The sequence below is a fragment of the Eubacterium multiforme genome (assembly GCF_030813415.1).
Taxonomy (GTDB): domain Bacteria; phylum Bacillota; class Clostridia; order Clostridiales; family Clostridiaceae; genus Clostridium; species Clostridium multiforme.
Window position 1 is genome coordinate 62168 of sequence record NZ_JAUSUF010000005.1, and the last position, 18584, is coordinate 80751.

Annotated in this window: 18 protein-coding genes; 13 read left to right on the forward strand and 5 right to left on the reverse strand. The window is 27.2% G+C overall.

The window, feature by feature from the left end; all coding sequences use genetic code 11:
- Positions 1-12 precede the first annotated feature (12 nt).
- The 5 genes from truA (at position 13) to J2S18_RS08775 (ending at position 4484) form a co-directional block, all read left to right on the forward strand.
- On the forward strand, positions 13-750 hold the full coding sequence (truA, locus tag J2S18_RS08755; protein ID WP_307485846.1) for a tRNA pseudouridine(38-40) synthase TruA: 738 nt from the start codon (positions 13-15) through the stop codon (positions 748-750).
- Positions 751-911: 161 nt separating this feature from the next.
- Positions 912-1346 (forward strand): 50S ribosomal protein L13, encoded by a 435-nt coding sequence (gene rplM, locus J2S18_RS08760; protein WP_307485849.1) that lies wholly within the window; start codon positions 912-914, stop codon positions 1344-1346.
- Positions 1347-1375: 29 nt separating this feature from the next.
- Positions 1376-1768: a 30S ribosomal protein S9 gene (rpsI, locus tag J2S18_RS08765; RefSeq protein ID WP_024615630.1), complete on the forward strand. Its 393-nt coding sequence runs from the start codon at positions 1376-1378 to the stop codon at positions 1766-1768.
- A 237-nt stretch (positions 1769-2005) separates the two neighbouring features.
- Entirely contained in the window at positions 2006-2572 is a 567-nt protein-coding gene (locus J2S18_RS08770; RefSeq protein ID WP_307485854.1) for a TetR-like C-terminal domain-containing protein, read from the forward strand.
- A gap of 142 nt (positions 2573-2714) precedes the next feature.
- Positions 2715-4484: an oleate hydratase gene (locus tag J2S18_RS08775; protein ID WP_307485857.1), complete on the forward strand. Its 1770-nt coding sequence runs from the start codon at positions 2715-2717 to the stop codon at positions 4482-4484.
- 215 nt (positions 4485-4699) lie between these two features.
- Here the strand turns inward: J2S18_RS08775 and J2S18_RS08780 are convergent, their stop codons facing one another.
- The gene (locus J2S18_RS08780) at positions 4700-6352 is read right to left on the reverse strand and encodes an ABC transporter permease (RefSeq protein WP_307485860.1); all 1653 of its coding nucleotides are present in this window, start codon (positions 6350-6352) and stop codon (positions 4700-4702) included.
- A gap of 3 nt (positions 6353-6355) precedes the next feature.
- A complete protein-coding gene (locus J2S18_RS08785) occupies positions 6356-7096 on the reverse strand; it encodes an ABC transporter ATP-binding protein (RefSeq protein WP_307486163.1) in 741 nt (246 codons plus the stop codon).
- Positions 7097-7453: 357 nt separating this feature from the next.
- Between J2S18_RS08785 and J2S18_RS08790 the strand changes: the two genes are divergently transcribed.
- From J2S18_RS08790 to J2S18_RS08805, 4 genes are all read left to right on the forward strand, one after another.
- Positions 7454-9073 (forward strand): Na/Pi cotransporter family protein, encoded by a 1620-nt coding sequence (locus J2S18_RS08790; protein ID WP_307485861.1) that lies wholly within the window; start codon positions 7454-7456, stop codon positions 9071-9073.
- Positions 9074-9209: 136 nt separating this feature from the next.
- Positions 9210-9884, forward strand: a complete 675-nt coding sequence (gene cwlD / locus J2S18_RS08795) for an N-acetylmuramoyl-L-alanine amidase CwlD (protein WP_307485864.1) — start codon at positions 9210-9212, stop codon at positions 9882-9884.
- A 147-nt stretch (positions 9885-10031) separates the two neighbouring features.
- The gene (locus J2S18_RS08800) at positions 10032-10874 is read left to right on the forward strand and encodes a fumarate hydratase (RefSeq protein ID WP_307485867.1); all 843 of its coding nucleotides are present in this window, start codon (positions 10032-10034) and stop codon (positions 10872-10874) included.
- Positions 10843-11454: a Fe-S-containing hydro-lyase gene (locus J2S18_RS08805; protein WP_370873789.1), complete on the forward strand. Its 612-nt coding sequence runs from the start codon at positions 10843-10845 to the stop codon at positions 11452-11454. Before J2S18_RS08800 ends, J2S18_RS08805 begins: the two co-directional genes overlap by 32 nt.
- A 44-nt stretch (positions 11455-11498) precedes the next feature.
- Here the strand turns inward: J2S18_RS08805 and J2S18_RS08810 are convergent, their stop codons facing one another.
- A complete protein-coding gene (locus J2S18_RS08810; RefSeq protein WP_307485873.1) occupies positions 11499-12356 on the reverse strand; it encodes a YitT family protein in 858 nt (285 codons plus the stop codon).
- A gap of 257 nt (positions 12357-12613) precedes the next feature.
- Between J2S18_RS08810 and J2S18_RS08815 the strand changes: the two genes are divergently transcribed.
- On the forward strand, positions 12614-12775 hold the full coding sequence (locus J2S18_RS08815; RefSeq protein ID WP_307485876.1) for a hypothetical protein: 162 nt from the start codon (positions 12614-12616) through the stop codon (positions 12773-12775).
- Positions 12776-12811: 36 nt separating this feature from the next.
- Here the strand turns inward: J2S18_RS08815 and J2S18_RS08820 are convergent, their stop codons facing one another.
- Both J2S18_RS08820 and J2S18_RS08825 read right to left on the reverse strand, forming a co-directional pair.
- Positions 12812-14383 (reverse strand): putative ABC exporter domain-containing protein, encoded by a 1572-nt coding sequence (locus tag J2S18_RS08820; protein ID WP_307485878.1) that lies wholly within the window; start codon positions 14381-14383, stop codon positions 12812-12814.
- Positions 14383-15123 (reverse strand): ABC transporter ATP-binding protein, encoded by a 741-nt coding sequence (locus tag J2S18_RS08825; protein WP_307485881.1) that lies wholly within the window; start codon positions 15121-15123, stop codon positions 14383-14385. The genes J2S18_RS08820 and J2S18_RS08825 overlap by 1 nt, the downstream gene beginning before the upstream one ends.
- Before the next feature lie 192 nt (positions 15124-15315).
- Here J2S18_RS08825 and J2S18_RS08830 point away from each other — a divergent pair, with 192 nt between their 5' ends.
- Genes J2S18_RS08830 through J2S18_RS08840 form a run of 3 tightly spaced genes read left to right on the forward strand, consistent with a single transcriptional unit; the run spans position 15316 to position 18254 of the window.
- Positions 15316-15999, forward strand: coding sequence for a response regulator transcription factor (locus J2S18_RS08830; protein ID WP_307485884.1), 684 nt, complete (start codon positions 15316-15318; stop codon positions 15997-15999).
- Entirely contained in the window at positions 15977-17845 is a 1869-nt protein-coding gene (locus J2S18_RS08835; protein WP_307485887.1) for a sensor histidine kinase, read from the forward strand. The genes J2S18_RS08830 and J2S18_RS08835 overlap by 23 nt, the downstream gene beginning before the upstream one ends.
- Before the next feature lie 52 nt (positions 17846-17897).
- The gene (locus J2S18_RS08840) at positions 17898-18254 is read left to right on the forward strand and encodes an arsenate reductase family protein (protein ID WP_307485888.1); all 357 of its coding nucleotides are present in this window, start codon (positions 17898-17900) and stop codon (positions 18252-18254) included.
- Positions 18255-18584 lie beyond the last annotated feature (330 nt).

Genomic DNA, 18584 nt, shown 5'->3' on the forward strand with positions numbered 1-18584 from the left:
TTAGGTGATATTATGAAAAATATAAAGTTAACCATTGAATATGATGGAACTAATTATTTAGGATGGCAAAAACAAAAGAGTAGTAAAAATACAATTCAAGAAACAATAGAGAAGGCAATAGAGAAAATAGTTAAAAAGGAAGTATCCCTAACAGGAAGTTCAAGAACAGATTCTGGAGTTCATGCAAAGGGTATGGTTGCAAACTTTTTAACAGACAGTAGTGTTCCACCAGAAAGGTTTAGGGAAGCTATAAATACTAAGCTTCCAGATGATATTGCTATAATTAAATCAGAAGAGGTTCCAGAGGAATTCCATGCAAGATATAATAGCAAAGGGAAAACTTACTGTTATACTCTTATTAATAGAATAGAGAAAGTGGCCCTATATAGAAATTATTCATATCACGTAAGGGATATATTAGATATAAAGGCTATGGAAGAGGCGTGTAAGTACTTTATAGGTAAACATGACTTTAGTGCCTTTAAAAGTAGTGGAAGCTCAGTTAAAACATCAGTTAGAACAATAACTGATTTGCATATAGAAAAAGAAAATGATATTTTAAAAATTTTCGTTACAGCTGATGGTTTTTTGTATAATATGGTAAGAATAATAGTAGGAACTTTAATTGAAGTAGGTAATGGAAAACTAAAGGCTGAAGATATTGAAAACATAATAAATACAGGAAAAAGAGATAAGGCAGGCTTTTGTGTTCCACCAAATGGCCTAATTTTAGAAAAAGTTTATTATTAATGAAAAAAATATCTAAAATACATTGACACGCCCGTAAGCGTGTATTATAATAATATATGTTTGTTAGAATATTTATGTACATAAGATCTAGTAAGCTAGTATCTTGACATAAATGCAATATGTAGATATTGCACATCGTAAGTTCAAGGAGGGAAACATAGATGAAATCATACATTGCAAAAGCACAAGAAGTTGAAAGAAAATGGTATGTTGTTGATGCTGCTGGTAAGCCACTAGGAAGAGTTGCTAGCCAAGTTGCTTCAATATTAAGAGGAAAAAATAAGCCAACATTTACACCTAATGTTGACTGCGGAGATTTCGTTATCGTAATCAATGCTGAAAAAGTTGTTTTAACTGGTAAGAAGTTAGATCAAAAAATGATGAGAAAGCACAGCTTATACGTTGGTGGATTAAAGGAAATTCCATACAGAGAAGTTCTAGAAAAGAAACCAGAATTCGCTTTCGAAGAAGCAGTTAGAAGAATGCTTCCAAGTGGTGTTTTAGGAAGAAAAATGTTAAAGAAATTAAATGTAGTAAGAGGTTCAGAACACGGACACGAAGCTCAAAAACCAGAAGTACTAGAATTAAAGTACTAATAAGCTGAAGTTCGGGAGGAGGATTTAAAATGGCAAAAGTTCAATACATGGGAACTGGTAGAAGAAAGAAATCAGTTGCAAGAGTAAGACTAGTACCAGGAAATGGTAAAGTAGTTATCAATAAGAGAGAAATAGAAAACTTTTTTGGTTTAGAAACTTTAAGAGTTATCGTTAACCAACCTTTAGTTTTAACAGGAACTAAAGATAAATTTGACGTATTAGTTAACGTTCATGGTGGAGGATTCACAGGTCAAGCTGGAGCAATCAGACACGGAATAGCTAGAGCATTAGTTAAATCAGACGAAGCTTTAAAGTCAGAATTAAAGAAAGCTGGATTCTTAACTAGAGACCCAAGAATGGTTGAAAGAAAGAAATACGGTCTTAAAAAAGCAAGAAGAGCTCCACAATTCTCAAAGAGATAATATTTGGAGTACGATATACGAAAGGGAAGAGTTTTATACTCTTCTCTTTTTTTGTATAGGAAAATATAAAGCAATAGCAATGGCTTAAATAGAATAAAATATGAAAATAAAATAGAGATAAAACCATTAAATATGATAAAATTGTTCTATAATAAAAGAGATGTTTATAATAAGATTTCTATTTAAAATAATATTTTTATAAAATTAGATTAATATCTAAAGGAGTTGAGTGCAACGATGTCAAAGACTACAAAAAAAGCTCTTGCAGCCTCACTTAAAAAGTTGCTTGAATATAAGCCACTTGATAAAATAACTATTATTGATATTGTAGAAGACTGTGAAGTAAACAGACAAACCTTTTACTATCATTTTCATGACATATATGATCTTGTTGGATGGGTATTTTTAAATGAATCTGAAAAAGCTATAGATGGTAAAAAGACTTATGATACATGGCAACAAGGATTTTTGAAGATTTTCCAATATGCTTTAGAAAATAAAGCTCTTATAACAAATGTTTTTTATTCTATTGCAAGGGAACACTTAGAACGTTATTTATATAATGAAACATATAATCTTTTAATTGGAGTTGTTAATGAGAGAGCAGTAGGTATGGATGTTAAGGATGAAGACAAGGACTTTATAGCAGATTTTTATAAATTTGCATTTGTAGGACTTATGCTTGATTGGATACGTACTGGAATGAAGCAAAATCCAAATACTATTATTGATAGATTAAGTATTCTTATTCAAGGTGATGTTACAAAGGCTCTCAACAAATATAGAACTGATTATTATATTTAGACAAAAGATTTTATTTGTATAAAGTTTTTACAATATAGGAGTAGTGTTTAAAATTTAAACACTACTCTTTTTTTGTATATAGTAATGAAATTTAAAGAGAATTATACTATAACCATAAAATGAATTTGGGGAGGTAATCTATATGTATTATTCAAATGGGAATTATGAAGCTTTTGCACATCCAGAAAAGCCAGCTAATGTTGACAAAAAGTCAGCATATATTGTAGGTTCAGGATTAGCTGCATTAGCTACTGCTTGTTTCCTTGTTCGTGATGGGCAAATGAAGGGGGAAAGAATTCATATATTGGAAGAACTTAATCTACCAGGAGGGGCTTGTGATGGTATAGAAGATAGTGAAAAGGGCTTTATCATTCGTGGTGGACGTGAAATGGAAAATCATTTTGAATGTTTATGGGACTTATTTAGATCAATTCCATCAATGGAAATAGAAGGAGCATCTGTCCTTGATGAATATTATTGGTTAAATAAGCATGACCCAAATTATTCACTTATGCGTGCAACTGTAAATCGTGGTGAAGATGCACATACTGATGGAAAGTTTGGACTTTCAGAAAAAGCTTCAATGGAAATAATAAAATTATTTTTGACAAGGGATGAAGATTTATATGATAAAAAGATAGAAGATGTATTTACAGATGAAGTTTTTTCATCAAATTTTTGGCTTTATTGGCGTACTATGTTTGCCTTTGAGGAGTGGCATAGTGCTTTAGAAATGAGAAAATACATTCAAAGATTTATTCATCATATTGGAGGCCTTCCTAATTTTAAGGCATTAAAGTTTACTAAATATAATCAATATGAATCACTTATAATTCCAATGGTAAAATATTTAGAGAAATATGGAGTGAAATTTCAATATAATACAAGAGTTACTAATGTAATTTTTGATATTCAAAAAGATAAAAAAGTTGCAAAACAAATTGTATATATTCATGATGGAAAAGAAGAGGCTATAAATTTAACTGAAGATGATTTAGTATTTGTTACAAATGGAAGCTGTACAGAAAATTCTTCATTAGGAGATGATAATCATCCTGCAGAATTTATAATTGAAAATGGAGGCTGCTGGGAACTTTGGAGAAACATTGCAAAGCAAGATCCATCCTTTGGACGTCCAGATAAATTCTGTACAAATACAGAAAAAACTAATTGGGAATCTGCAACTGTTACTACATTAGATGATAGAATTCCAAAATATATAGAAAAAATATGCAAACGTGATCCTTTTAGTGGAAAGGTTGTTACAGGAGGAATTGTAACTGCTAAAGATTCAAGTTGGTTAATGAGTTATACTGTAAATCGTCAACCACACTTTAAAAAACAACCAAAGGATGAACTTGTAGTATGGGTTTATGGCTTATTTACAAATGTTCCAGGAGATTATGTAAAGAAACCTATGAGAGAGTGTACAGGTATTGAAATAACAGAAGAATGGCTTTATCATATGGGAGTGCCAGAAGATGAAATACATGATATGGCTACTAAGTCAGCACATTGCGTTCCTTGTATGATGCCATATGTTACTGCATTCTTTATGCCAACAACTGAAGGGGATCGTCCTGAAGTTGTTCCAGATGGATGTGTTAATTTTGCATTTATTGGACAATTCGCAGATACAGTAAGAGATACAGTTTTTACAACTGAATATTCAGTAAGAACTGCAATGGAAGCTGTATACACATTACTTGATGTAGATCGTGGTGTTCCAGAAGTATTTGCTTCATGCTATGATATTCGTGTACTTTTAGATTCTACATCAAAAATGATGGATGGTAAAAAGTTAACTGATTTGAAATTACCTTTGGGTGCAAATATAGCTGAAAAGAAAGTAATGAAAAAAATATCAGGAACAGTAATAGAGGAGTTACTAAGAAGATACAATATTATTTAATTAGTAATTTAAGTTAAAGGAAAGTAGTATTTTATATATTAAGATAATTAAATATTCATTTAGATTATAAAAAAACCTCTGCAGAATGAACAGACCCCCATAAGTTAGATTTTTAGGTCTAACTTATGGGAGGCACATCAGAAAAACAGAGGTTTTTCTATTTAATAGAATAATTAGAATGTTAATTTACAAAATTGATATTATTAAAAAATCATTTAATATTTGATTTTTTCAACATTAACTTTAAAAGTTCTATTCCAAAGTAATATTAACAAAATTAAATAAATACCAATTAAAATATAAACACCATAATCTAAAAATGATAAAGAAAAATGAAGTATTCCAGCAACTATACTTAAGAAAAATCCAAAAAAGTATATAGCTATACCATCTGTATTACCATTATAAGAAAAGTCATTTGAAAATGGAAAATACTTATCCATTGTTTTAAATAGTATAAGAGAAACTATTAATAGTGAAAGTATTATAGCTAATAAATTTAAATACATATGGATAGGATATATTATAAAAAATGGTATAAAAGCTAAAATCATTGTAGGGAATATTAATCTATAAAATGAACCTTTAAATACACCTTTATAAAGATTAGAGGTATCAGTAAAAGGCACACTTTTATAAATATAAGAGCCTTTATAGTTTTCTGAATATCTGCACATTAAAGGAACTGGTGCAAGTACAAATAGCTGAATATATAAAGCAAAATAAGCTTTTGAAGTACTTAACTCATATATAGCATTGTGAATAGATGAAAAATCATCAATTCCAATAAATAAAAATAGGAAAGGAAAGAAAACAGCCATAGCTAAATTAGGGTATGTTTTAAGCTTAAAGGTTCTCTCACTTCTTATTATATTTACAGTAAAATTAAAGAAATTTCTTTCAGTAGGATTTTTACATATAAGTTTACTAAGTTTAAAGGAAAATGGAATTTTATCTGTTCCTTTATAGCTATTATTATTTAATTTTTGAATATAATCTTCAAAGGAATTAGAAATCTTAAAATAAATAATTATAGATAAAATTGGTAAAATTACAGCAAGTGCTGTACAAATTATTAAAAAGTTATTTGTATGCCCTGAATCAATTATTTGTAAGGGGGCAGCAAACCAAGATGAAGGTAACAAGTAGGGTAAAAGACTACTTGGAGATTCTAAAGTATTTACATCAATAAAGTTAAATATTCTTCCAACAAGTTGATAAAATATCATAATACCAACAGATAAAATTATTTGAACAAAGTTTATTATGTCCTTTAGTTTTTCACCATCAAAAAACTTTAATATTAAAAAATAAATAAAGGTAGTTAAAAGTATCATAAATAATGTTACTAAAATAATTTCTACTATAAAAATTAAGGTAAAAACTATTCCATATCGTATAGAAGCAATAATAGAAAGTCCACAAAGGGCTAAAGTTATTTGAAGTATGTAAATAAATATATGAGTAATTTTTGCTGCACTTATAGTTTTGGAGCTTATGGCTTTTGTACTTAAAATATTTTTGTCACGAACATCTAATAAAACATAAGAGAAGTCAGATATAAATACAGTACCTATAAAAAACATAAACATTCCAAAAAACACAGACATTTGAACAAATATATTAAGTTTAATAACTATCATAAGAGCCAAGAAGAAACCAAAGAAAGCATAAAAAAACAGTGCCGTAGTTAATTTATTTTCTTTATTCTTAATATTTTTATTATCATTTAATATAGTAGGAGTTCTTCTACAGTCCATAGTTAACTTTGTATAAATTATGAGTCTCATAGTATCATAATCTACACCGAATTTCTCATAAATATGTTTAAACTTATCTAATATTTTTAAAGACTTAAAATTTTTCATAAGTTACGCTCCTTTAATTATATTAGTAAATTCTTCAGCAAGTTTTGCATGTCCTGTAAATCCAGTTAAATCATTAAATATACTTTCTAAAGAACCATCATTAGAAGCTGCTTTTAAATCTTCAAAGCTACCATCAGCAGAAATTAAACCATCGTTTAAAAGAACTATTCTATTACTTATTTTTTCAACAACATCCATTATGTGAGAAGAATAAAATATAGTTTTACCTTCTTTAGCTAAAGTAGCTAGAATTTCTTTTATTATCATTACACTATTTGCATCTAAACCATTTAAAGGCTCATCTAAAAATAAAATATCTGGATTATGAAGAAGACTTGCTATTAATAATATCTTTTGCTTCATTCCTTTTGAATAACTAGATATTCTAGAATTTCTAGCATCACTTATGCCTAAAATTTTCATTAGAGCCTTGGCTTTAAAAAGAGAATCATCATAACTTAACCCATAAAGTTGTCCAACAAAGGTTAAATATTCATTAGCTGTTAGAGAATCATAAATATCTGCAATTTCAGGAACATAACCTATTTTCTTTTTATAATTAATATTATCAGAAATATTTTCCCCCATAACTTCAATAGTTCCCGTGTATCCAGTTATTAATCCTAAAATAATTTTAACAGTAGTGCTTTTACCAGCACCGTTAGAACCTATGTAACCTATAATTTCCCCTTCATGAATATCTAAGTTTATTCCTTTTAAAACCTCCTTTGATCCAAAGTTCATTTTTAAATCCCTAATTTTTAAGACCACATTATTATTTTTCAAATATAAATCCTCCTTCTATTTGTAAAGTAAGTTATAAAAAGTATATCATGACAAATATTTATATGAATTTATAAATAAGAATATATACAAAAAGTTTACAGAATATGAAGCAATGTACATATTATTAGGCATTTATAATAAAAATTTATTTTACAAAATAGATTTGGAATAAAAAGTAAGGTTATATTAAAAGTAGGTTAAAAAGTAGGAATAAATATTAACAAATATTAATAAATAATGTACAATTGGAATATAAAATTAAGAAAAAACGATAAATTTGTTAAATAAATTTTTTTAAAGCATGGAGGAAAAAGGTTGAATTCTATAGTGTTGACAATTATAACTTTAATGGGTGGACTTGGATTATTTCTTTATGGAATGAAATTAATGGGAGATGGTCTAGAAAACGCCGCTGGAGAAGGTTTAAAAAAGATTCTTGAAAAAGTTACATCAAATCCAATTGTTGCAGTTTTAGTTGGAGCTGCAGTTACAGCCGTAGTACAAAGTAGTAGTGCTACAACAGTAATGGTTGTTGGTTTTGTTAATGCAGGCCTTATGAATTTAGCTCAGGCAGCTGGAGTAATAATGGGAGCAAATATTGGTACAACAATAACAGCTCAATTAGTAGCTTTTAAGCTTGATAGTGTAGCACCAATATTTGTATTTGTAGGTGCAACTATGGTTATGGTTGCTAAAGTTAGAAAGAAAAGAGAAATTGGTAATATAATATTAGGTTTTGGTATATTATTTATTGGTATGGGAATGATGAGTGATGCTATGAAACCATTAGAAACATTACCAATGTTTAAACACTTAATAATGGCTATTAGCGATAACATGTTTATAGGAATAGTTGTAGGGGCGGCAATTACTGCAATACTTCAAAGTTCATCTGCAACAACAGGTATACTTATAGCACTTGCAACAACAGGAACACTTGATATAAATGCAGCATTACCTATATTATTTGGATGTAATATTGGTACATGTATAACAGCTATGCTTGCAACTATTGGTGCAAATAAAACAGCACATAAAGCGGCTCTGTTACATCTTATATTCAATGTGGGAGGAACCATAATCTTTATACCATTCTTAGGACTTCTTGGACAACTAGTTCAACATATTAGTCCAGGAGATGTTGAAAGACAAATTGCAAATTCACATACAGTATTTAATATTGCAAATACAATAGTTTTATTACCACTTAGAAACTATCTAATTTTAATAGTTAATAAGTTAGTTCCAGGAAAAGATGAAGTTGAAAAAGTTGGACCAAAATATATTGATGATAGATTACTTGAAACACCAGTAATTGCAGCTGGACAAGTTATAAAAGAAACTATAAGAATGGCTAACAAGGCAGAACAAAATCTTGAATTATCTATGAAGGCATTTATGGAGCAAGATGAAGCTTTAATAAAGAAAGTATATGATAATGAAGAGATAATAAATGTTTTAGAAGAGGCAATAACTACTTATTTAGTTAAACTATCAAAATGTGAGTTATCAGACAAAGAAAGTAGTATAGTTTCATCAACATTCCACATAGTAACTGATATTGAGAGAATAGGGGATCATGCAGAAAATATTGCAGATCTTGCAGTTCAAAAATCAAATAAAAAATTACAATACAGTGAAGATGCTATAGATGAATTATATGAAATATATAACTATACAAGAACAGCATTGCAATTAGCTATAGAAAGTTATGAAAATAGAGATGTTAATAAAGCAAGCAGCATTAACTTTGTAGAAGAAAGAATAGATGTATCTCAAAAGAATTATAGAGATAAACATATAAAGAGATTATATGATGGTAAGTGTAATGCTTATGCAGGAACTATATTCTTAGATTTAATTTCAAATTTTGAAAGAATTGGAGATCATGCTACAAATATTGCTGAAAGTGTAATAGAAAATAATACATTATAATTAAGTTTAGAAATAGGAATTAGATTTATCTAGTTCCTATTTTTTTATGTTTTTGGATAGAATTAAAAAATTTAAAAAGAATAAATAATTAGCTTATTCACATAATAAACCTATAAATATTTATAGGAGGAGAAGTATGAAATTTTTAAAAAGCTTGTTAATAGCCGTAGCATTTTTAACTATAGGTTGTGAAATGCAAGTAATGGGAGCTGAAAAGGCTAAAGAATATAAAATTTTAATTGATCCAGGTCATGGAGGATATGATGGAGGAGCTAAATCAAAAGGTGGAGTAATAGAAAAGGATATTAACTTACAAATAAGTTTAAAGTTAAAAGAGACATTAAAAAAAGAAGGATATACAGTTTATATGACAAGGGATGATGATATTGCATTATCTAATAGAAAAAAAGAAGATTTAGAAATTAGATGTGAAAAGAAAAAAGAAACAGAGTGTGATGCTTTTATATCCATTCATCAAAATATGTTTAGTAGTGGTAAAAGTAAAGGGACACAGGTTTGGTATTCTAGCAATGAAAGTAGTAAAAGATTAGCAGAAAGCATCCAACAATCTGTTAAGGAAACCCTTCAGCCTAATAATAATAGACTAGCTAAGGATGCTAAAAAATCATATAAAATACTTAGGGATGATTATAATGGTGCAAGCGTAATTGTTGAGTGTGGATTTTTATCTAATAGGGATGAAGAAGCAAAGTTACAAAATGATGATTATCAAAATAAAATTGCTTTAGAAATATCAAAAGGAGTAAAGAGATATTTTGAAGAAAAACCATCAGAACCAATATTGAAGTAATTTGAGATATTTCCCAGGAAAAAGAGGATTAATGTCTAAAACATTAATCCTTTTCACTATTATATAAACAATTTTTTAAGAAACATTGTCAGTTGTTGTAATTTTAATGATAAATTTATAAACTGAGTATGAGAGGAGATGGCTTTTATGAGAGAAGTTAGTGTAAATAAAGTGAGGGATGTTGTTAGAGACTTATGTATTGAGTCAAATTATTATATAGGTGAGGATATTAAAGACAAGCTTACTTATTATAAAGATAATGAAGATTATCCAATTGCAAAAGAAATTTTAGAGCAGATAATTGAAAACGACAACATTGCTGAAACAGAAGAAGTACCTATGTGCCAAGATACTGGAATGACCTGTGTCTTTGTAGAGATTGGACAAGATGTTCATTTTGTTGATGGAGATTTAGAAGATGCAATTAATGAAGGTGTTAGAAGAGGTTATATAGAAGGATATCTTAGAAAATCTGTTGTATCAGATCCAATAGAAAGGATTAATACAAAAGATAATACTCCAGCTATTATTTATTATAAAATTGTTGAAGGGGATAAAGTAAAAATAATAGTTGCACCTAAAGGTGCAGGTTCTGAAAACATGAGCAAAATAGCAATGCTTAAACCATCAGATGGATTAGAGGGAGTAAAAGAATTTATTTTAAAAACTGTTGAAGAAGCAGGACCTAATCCATGTCCACCGATGATTGTTGGAGTTGGAATTGGGGGAACCTTTGATAAGGCAGCATTTTTGGCAAAAAAAGCTTTAACAAGATCACTTAATGAACCTAATAAAAATAAATTTTATGCACAGCTTGAAGAGGAATTACTTAAAAATATTAACAAGTTAGGAATAGGGCCACAAGGTTTTGGAGGATTAACAACTGCTTTAGGAGTAAATATTGAAGTATATCCAACTCATATAGCAACATTACCTGTTGCTGTTAATATAAGTTGTCATGCTACAAGACATAAAGAAAAGGTTATATAAAAAAAGGGGATGTGTTATTTTGATTAAAAGGATTACAACACCACTTACTGAAGAAAAAGTTAAAGATTTAAAATGTGGAGATTCAGTGCTTTTATCAGGGAAATTATATACAGCAAGGGATGCAGCTCACAAGAGATTAATAGATATTTTAGATAGGGGAGAAGAACTTCCTATAAATATAAAGGATGAAACTATATACTATGTTGGACCAACACCAGCAAAACCTGGAGAGGTTATAGGATCAGCTGGACCAACAACAAGTTATAGAATGGATGCTTATTCACCTAAACTTTTAGATTTAGGGTTAAAGGGTATGATAGGAAAGGGTAAAAGAAATAAAGAAGTTATAAATTCAATGAAGAAAAATAATGCAGTTTATTTTGGAGCTATTGGAGGAGCCGCAGCCCTTATAGGAAAATGTATTACAGCATCAGAAGTTATTTTATATGAAGACTTAGGATCAGAAGCAATTAGAAGATTAGAAGTTAAGGATCTTCCTTTAATAGTAGTAATAGATTCAGAAGGAAATAATCTTTATGAAAAAGGAAGAGAAGAATATAAAGAGATGTTAGATAAATAAAAATAAAAGGTATAAATCTTTTTTAAGATTTATACCTTTTATTTTTATACATTTTTAAAGCCTTTTCCTTTAACTTCTGATGTATCAACTATAGTAATAAATGCCATAGGATCAACACCATAAATTTTATTTTTTAAAGATAACATTTCACGAGTTGAAACTATACAGTAAAGCATTTTATCTTTCTTGTGAGTATATTCACCTTCTATTGGAATAGAAGTTACTCCTCTATGCATGTCTTTAATTACAAAGTCTATTATTTCTTGACTCTTATTTGTTATTATAAGTAAAAGCTTTCTGCTATTAAACCCTTGAAGAACTCTATCTAAAACAATTCCTTGAGTAAAAATAGAAAGCATTGTATAAAGTGCTCTTGGAAGTCCAAAAACAACTGCACCAACAATAACAATAATACAATTTAATATAAAACCAAGTTTTCCAATTTCAAAACTTGAGTACTTTTTTCTAATTAACATAGTTATTATATCAGTTCCGCCAGTAGATCCATTTCTTAAAAAAACAAGTCCATAGCCAATACCGCATAAAACACCACCATATATACAGTAAAGTAAAGTATCATTTATTCTAATTGCTGTAGATAATGGTTTAGTTATAATAAGTGCTAATGATAATGATGTCATACCAATAGCAGAATAAAGAGTAAAGCATTTACTAAGTTTTTTGTAGCTTAATATAAATAAAGGTATATTAAGAACAAAAACTACAATTCCGGCTGGCACATCAAATAAATATTGAAAAATAAGTGCTACACCAGTTGCTCCACCACTTAATAATTTAGCATGAGTTAAAAATAAATTAACTCCAAGGGAAGCAATAATACAACCAGCAAAAATAATAATAACATCCAGTACAAAAGTTTTACTTTTTAGTAGTTTAATCATGATAATCTCCTAAATATATATTTATATAATATCTTTGTCTATTATATATAAAAATTGGAATAAAGTTAATGTCTAAATAATAGATAATTCAAGCAAAATATGGGTTAATTACATTGATAAATTAAATGAAATCAGTAACCTTATTAATAACTCTAAAAAGATATAAATAGCTACATAATTTAACTATATTTTATAGACATATAAATATTAATAAAGGATAATTATAATATAAGTTAATAAATGGAGGATATTTATATATGTTTAACTTTAAATTACCTGGAAATTTAAAAATTAAAAAAATAATACTAGCAATACTTATAATTGTATGTTTAGGAATTTTAGTGAATAAATTAGTCCTTAATAAAGGAAATACTAATAAAAGTAATATAAATACAGAAACACAAATAAAGAGCAAATAAAAGCACAATGAAATTTATTTTTCATTGTGCTTTTATTTAAAGTTCTATAGTATCAAATATACTTTTAGAAAAGTGCATTAATATAAAGGACATTAAAATATTATATAAAGAAATTCCAATATAAAGAGGGTAATTTCCTAAATATTTAAAATTAATTCCTATAAAAGTTCCAATTAATATTGATGGTAGTATGTATATAAATAAGCTAAGGAATTTAATCAAAGCTTTAATAGTATTATTAGAAACTCTATCAAATAGCTTATAACTAAATACTCCGCCATAAGTACTTAAAAATACAAATGTAATATAAGTTATAATACAAAAGATAATCTCTATAATATCTGGATGAATTATAAAGCCTAGTACTAAAAACATAAGTATTCCATCTATTGAGGCTTTTATAATTGCAGATAATGTTGAGTAGAACATTTTTCTTTTACTGCTATCTGGTATTAAAAAGATTGAAGGATTGTTAAATTCCAGTGTCCATTTTGAGCCTGATGAAAATAGGACAAGAAGATATACAGATAAACAAAAGAAAATAAATAAATCTGATTTTAAAAATATTCCCCATAAAACAGCAAGAGAAATAAATATTACTGTAGTTATATTTAGAAAATAAAATCCAGTTTTCTTATATTCAAGAAGTTGTCTTCTAAAAATAGCTTTAGAAAATTTAGAAGAATAATTATCAGTAACATTTTTTCTTGTCCATGGCTTATATTTTAATTTACTATAATCAAGTTGTTTTGCATCATAAACACTGTTTTTATATTGAGTTGCAGTTTCTCTTGCTTCAGCAGAAGAAATTACATCTTCATAAAAATCTAAATTCAACTTACATAATATGTATATAAATATAACTGTAAAAATAATAAATCCTAAAATAGGATAAATAATATTAAAAGAAAAACCACTAAACATTAAGGAAGCCATACTTTTACTAAAACCAATTAAGGGTACATAATCCCAAATAGAAGAGGTTGATAAATGTATAAATGAATTAAAGTAATCATGACTTTTATATATTTCTAAGCCAAAATACAAAATAACCATAAGAATTATTGATAAAAATATATTTTTAAATAATTTTTTCCTTTTAGGAAAATGAAAAAACATTCCATAAACCATTAAGGATAAAGCACTTGAACTAAAGGTAATCAATATAATTAGTAAAATTAAAATAAGAAAACCTTCAATAGTTAATCCAAATTTATTAATTAATATTGGAATTTGAAATAAAATAAAAAATGAAAGTACAAAGCCAGAAGCTATTTCTTTCAAAAATCCATAAACTAAAATTTTAATATTACTTATAGGTGAAGTGAAAAGTAAATTTACATCAGCCATCGAATAAGAAAATCCTTTTTTACTTATACCTGAGTATATAGATAACAAAAATAATATTAAAGATATAATTGTTACTATACCTATAAATAAATCAGGAGAAAAATTAGATTTAGATCTTTCTCCTAAAAATAATGGAAAAAATGATAATCCTAAAATAATAATAAAAAATATGTAAGGAATAGCTTTAGTTGGCTTTGATTTAAAACTTTTAAAATAATTTATTGTATTTCTTTTTAATAAGTATAAAAATGAGCTCATTAAATAACACCTTCCTCTAAGTTAGTATTATTTTTAGAATCAGTATATTTAAAGAAAATATCTTCTAAATTTTCACCACTTTTCATAAGTTCTTCTTCAAGTTCTAGTTTGGTTTTATCCAAAACTATTTCACCAGTTTTCATAAGTAAAACTCTATCCCATAGCTCTTCTACTGATGAAAGAAGGTGAGTACTTATTAGTATAGTAGTTCCTTCATTTTTTAGTTTTAATATAAGATTCTTTAACTCCTTAATAGCTTTAGGGTCTAAACCTATCATTGGTTCATCTAATAAAAGAAGTTTTGGCTTTGTAATTAAGGATACACACAAACTAACCTTTTGCTGCATACCCTTTGAAAGTTCGGAGCCAAGTTTATCTAATTTATCATCAAGGTCAAAAATATTAAATAAATAGTTAGCATATTCTTCGTAATCTTCAATTCCATAGGCTTTAGCTATGAAGTGGATATGCTCCTTTACTGTAAGTAATGGATATAATCCAGGAAGTTCAGGAACATAAGAAAAGGATTTCTTGCCATCTATACTTTTATTAAGGTTATTATCTATAAGGATTTCACCATCATATCTTAAAAGACCAGCTATTGATTTAATTGTAGTTGATTTTCCAGCACCATTAGGACCTGCTAGTACACAAACTTCTCCCCTATTTAAATTAAAGCTAATGTTTTTTAAAGCAGGTACCTTTTTAAATTTTTTCGTTAGATTAGTTATTTTAAGCATTAAGCTTACCCCCTTTTATTATTGGATATAATTAAGTAGTATAATAGTATGATATAATAACATAATTTCCCTGTAAATCATAAAAATTATATTTAAGTAAAGTTTAAGTTTTAAGAATTTCGTAACAAAGATAGATGTTATTTATAGTGGATTTACGATAAGATAAAGATAAGGAAAGGAGTGTCTATAATTATGTTTAATATTTTAGTGGTAGATGATGAAAAAGAAATAAGAGATGCAATAAATATATATTTAAGAGGAGAAAACTTAAAGGTATTTAATGCAGCAAATGGATTTGAGGCTCTAGAAATATTAGAAGAAAAAAATATTCATCTCATAGTTCTTGATATAATGATGCCAAAGTTAGATGGAATAAAGACATGTCTAAAAATTAGAGAAAACAATAATATTCCTATAATAATGCTTTCAGCAAAAGGGGAAGATTCAGATAAAATTTTAGGATTAAATGTAGGAGCAGATGATTATATAACAAAACCCTTTAATCATTTAGAACTTGTAGCAAGAGTAAAGTCTCAACTTAGAAGATATGAAAAACCATTATCTATGGAAAATAAAGACTTTATAAAGGTGAAGGATCTTGAAATTGATACTGTAGCAAAGAAGGTTACAGTTAGAGGAGAAGAGATAAAAGTAACAGCAACAGAATATAAGATACTTGTACTTTTAGCTTCAAATCTTGGAAGAGTATTTTCAATTAAGGAGATATATGAGAAGGTTTGGGAAGAACCATTTTATAAAAGTGAGAACACAGTTACAGTTCATATAAGAAGAATAAGAGAAAAAATTGAGATTAATACTAAAGAGCCTGAATATATAAAGGTGGTATGGGGAATTGGATACAAGATTGAAAAATAAAATGAAAAAGTATTTTAATAATATATGGCTTGCAGAAATAATAATAGTAATTTTAATAACAATTTTATGTGTTGATATTTCAGTTAGATATGTAAATAGTCCAGAAGCTCATGAAGGAACTGGAGTAATGGATGCTGTATTTGACAAAGATGCTTTTTATAAAAACTCCTTAAAAAATGATAGTAAGGTTTTAAGTGAGGATTTATATAATAGAACAAATGGATTAAATAAGCTTTTATATTCAACTGAAAATGGAAAAGATGATTTAAGAAAAAATATATATGAAAATAGTTTCTATTCAAAACAGGCAGTTAAAGATGGAAAAGAAAAATTACCTAAAGATGTTTACTTTATTATAAGAAATAAATTTAATGACGATATATTTACTAATGATCCATTTTTCCAAGGAATTAAAAAAATCCAAGGTGAAAATTTATATAAGGTAATTGATGAAAAGTATAAAGGCGAGGGAATAATAACATATAGTTGTAATAACGTAAATATATACAATAAAGTAGTTGAGGCTGGAGATTCTAATTATTCTTCAAAGGTATTAAAGAATTTTGAAGAAATTTATTATGCACCTGAAAGTAAATATGCAGGTGAAGTAAGTGATTATATAAAAGAATTTTGCTTTTTTGTATTTATGATTGTTGTTGATATATTCTTAATATGTAAAATTATTTATGTATTTTTAAGTAAAAAGGGAAAAGTTATAATAAGAGGAAATATAATAAAGGATATGATATATATATTTAAGCATGTGTTTAAATATAGAGGCCCAAGAAAGGCTATGATAATAGCAATAATAACAAGTATTATATTTTATGTAGTTTATTTATATATTTTAGCCCTAGGTGGAACAGATAATAATATTATAGTTAATTTCTTTAAACTTTATCCATTTAAGGGAAGCTTCCTTTTAGTATTACTTCCAATGATAGGAGTTATGTATTCAATTAAAAGAAATATTGAAATTGGAATGGTTAAAGATGATTTAAAAATAATAAATGATGGTAACTTTGAACATACAATAAAAGAAATTGGTGGAGTTGAAATTAGAGGTCTTATTGAAAATATTAATAAGATGAAAGATGGATATAATATAGCTGTTGAAGAAGCCCTTCAAAATGAAAGATTAAAAACAGAATTAATTTCAAATGTATCCCATGACTTAAAAACACCATTAACATCAATAATAAACTATGTAAATATACTTCAAGATAATAGAATTTCTGAAGAAGAAAAAAAGGATTATTTAAAAATATTAGAGCAAAAATCAAATAAGTTAAAAACTCTTATAGAAGATTTATTTGAAGTTTCAAAAATAAATTCAGGAAAACTTCAATTAAATAAAGAAAAAATTGATATAGTTTCACTTATATATCAAGCTATTGGAGAATATTCTTCTCTTTATGAAGAAAAGGGAATAGAATTTAAAGTTGAATGTAGTGAAGATGAAATAATAATGGACTTAGATGGAATAATGATATCTAGGGTTATTGAAAATATAGTAATAAATGCACTTAAGTATTCACTTGAAGATACAAGGGTATATGCAACTATTATAAAAGAAGAAAATGGAGTTTTAGTTTCCTTTAAAAATGTTGCAAACTATGAAATGGATTTTGATGAAACTGAAATGTTTGAAAGATTTGCAAGGGGAGATAAATCAAGAACATCTGCAGTGGAAGGTTCAGGGCTTGGACTTGCAATAACTAAGAGTATAGTAGATCTTCATGGAGGAACAACTAGAATAAAAAGAGAGGGAGATTTATTTAAAATATATGTTTTCCTTCCTTTTGATGGAGAAGAAATACTAAAAATAGATGAAACTTTAAATTAATCATGGTATAATCAATAATAAATATTAATTAATAATTATTGGAGGGAGAGGCATGAGTTATTTATTTGTAGAATACCCAAAATGCACAACTTGCAAAAGAGCTAAGAAATGGTTAGAAGAAAATAATATAGATTTTATAGACAGAGATATAAAACTTGAAAATCCAACAAAGGAAGAATTAAAGTTATGGCTAGATAGAAGTGGACTAGAAATAAAGAAATTCTTTAATACAAGTGGCGTACTTTATAGAGAAAAGGGTATGAAGGATAAAATTAAAGTTTTATCAGAGGATGAACTTTTAGATATTTTAGCATCAGATGGAATGATGGTTAAAAGACCTTTAATTATAAGCGACTCTAAAGTTTTAGTAGGATTTAAAGAACCTGAGTGGGAAAGTAATCTAAAATAAATTTAAAAGAGATTTTATATTAATTTAAATATTAGATTATGTTTTATGTAAGTATTTATTTTAATTATGAAAATTTATAGGATTGAGTAGTATGTTTAATCATAAACTCAGTCCTTTTAATTTTACAATTAATGAGTAAACAATAAATATCTTTTAGTTTAAATTGTCAAAGGATAAAAGTTATTAAAAAGAAGAGATATTTAAAGCTTTGTAAAAGAAAAGGGTTAATATAATAGTATATTAACCTTTATAAAATTTTACACATTACAGTAGAAAAACTATAATATATTAAGTCAATATATTGTATTGGTTTGGTAAAAATACAATATA

Bases quoted from the DNA above. Each gene is read 5' to 3' on its own strand.
- truA (WP_307485846.1), top strand. From the start codon at position 13: ATGAAAAATATAAAGTTAACCATTGAATATGATGGAACTAATTATTTA.
- rplM (WP_307485849.1), top strand. From the start codon at position 912: ATGAAATCATACATTGCAAAAGCACAAGAAGTTGAAAGAAAATGGTAT.
- rpsI (WP_024615630.1), top strand. From the start codon at position 1,376: ATGGCAAAAGTTCAATACATGGGAACTGGTAGAAGAAAGAAATCAGTT.
- J2S18_RS08770 (WP_307485854.1), top strand. From the start codon at position 2,006: ATGTCAAAGACTACAAAAAAAGCTCTTGCAGCCTCACTTAAAAAGTTG.
- J2S18_RS08775 (WP_307485857.1), top strand. From the start codon at position 2,715: ATGTATTATTCAAATGGGAATTATGAAGCTTTTGCACATCCAGAAAAG.
- J2S18_RS08780 (WP_307485860.1), bottom strand. From the start codon at position 6,352: ATGAAAAATTTTAAGTCTTTAAAAATATTAGATAAGTTTAAACATATT.
- J2S18_RS08785 (WP_307486163.1), bottom strand. From the start codon at position 7,096: ATGAACTTTGGATCAAAGGAGGTTTTAAAAGGAATAAACTTAGATATT.
- cwlD (WP_307485864.1), top strand. From the start codon at position 9,210: ATGAAATTTTTAAAAAGCTTGTTAATAGCCGTAGCATTTTTAACTATA.
- J2S18_RS08800 (WP_307485867.1), top strand. From the start codon at position 10,032: ATGAGAGAAGTTAGTGTAAATAAAGTGAGGGATGTTGTTAGAGACTTA.
- J2S18_RS08805 (WP_370873789.1), top strand. From the start codon at position 10,843: ATGCTACAAGACATAAAGAAAAGGTTATATAAAAAAAGGGGATGTGTT.
- J2S18_RS08810 (WP_307485873.1), bottom strand. From the start codon at position 12,356: ATGATTAAACTACTAAAAAGTAAAACTTTTGTACTGGATGTTATTATT.
- J2S18_RS08815 (WP_307485876.1), top strand. From the start codon at position 12,614: ATGTTTAACTTTAAATTACCTGGAAATTTAAAAATTAAAAAAATAATA.
- J2S18_RS08820 (WP_307485878.1), bottom strand. From the start codon at position 14,383: ATGAGCTCATTTTTATACTTATTAAAAAGAAATACAATAAATTATTTT.
- J2S18_RS08825 (WP_307485881.1), bottom strand. From the start codon at position 15,123: ATGCTTAAAATAACTAATCTAACGAAAAAATTTAAAAAGGTACCTGCT.
- J2S18_RS08830 (WP_307485884.1), top strand. From the start codon at position 15,316: ATGTTTAATATTTTAGTGGTAGATGATGAAAAAGAAATAAGAGATGCA.
- J2S18_RS08840 (WP_307485888.1), top strand. From the start codon at position 17,898: ATGAGTTATTTATTTGTAGAATACCCAAAATGCACAACTTGCAAAAGA.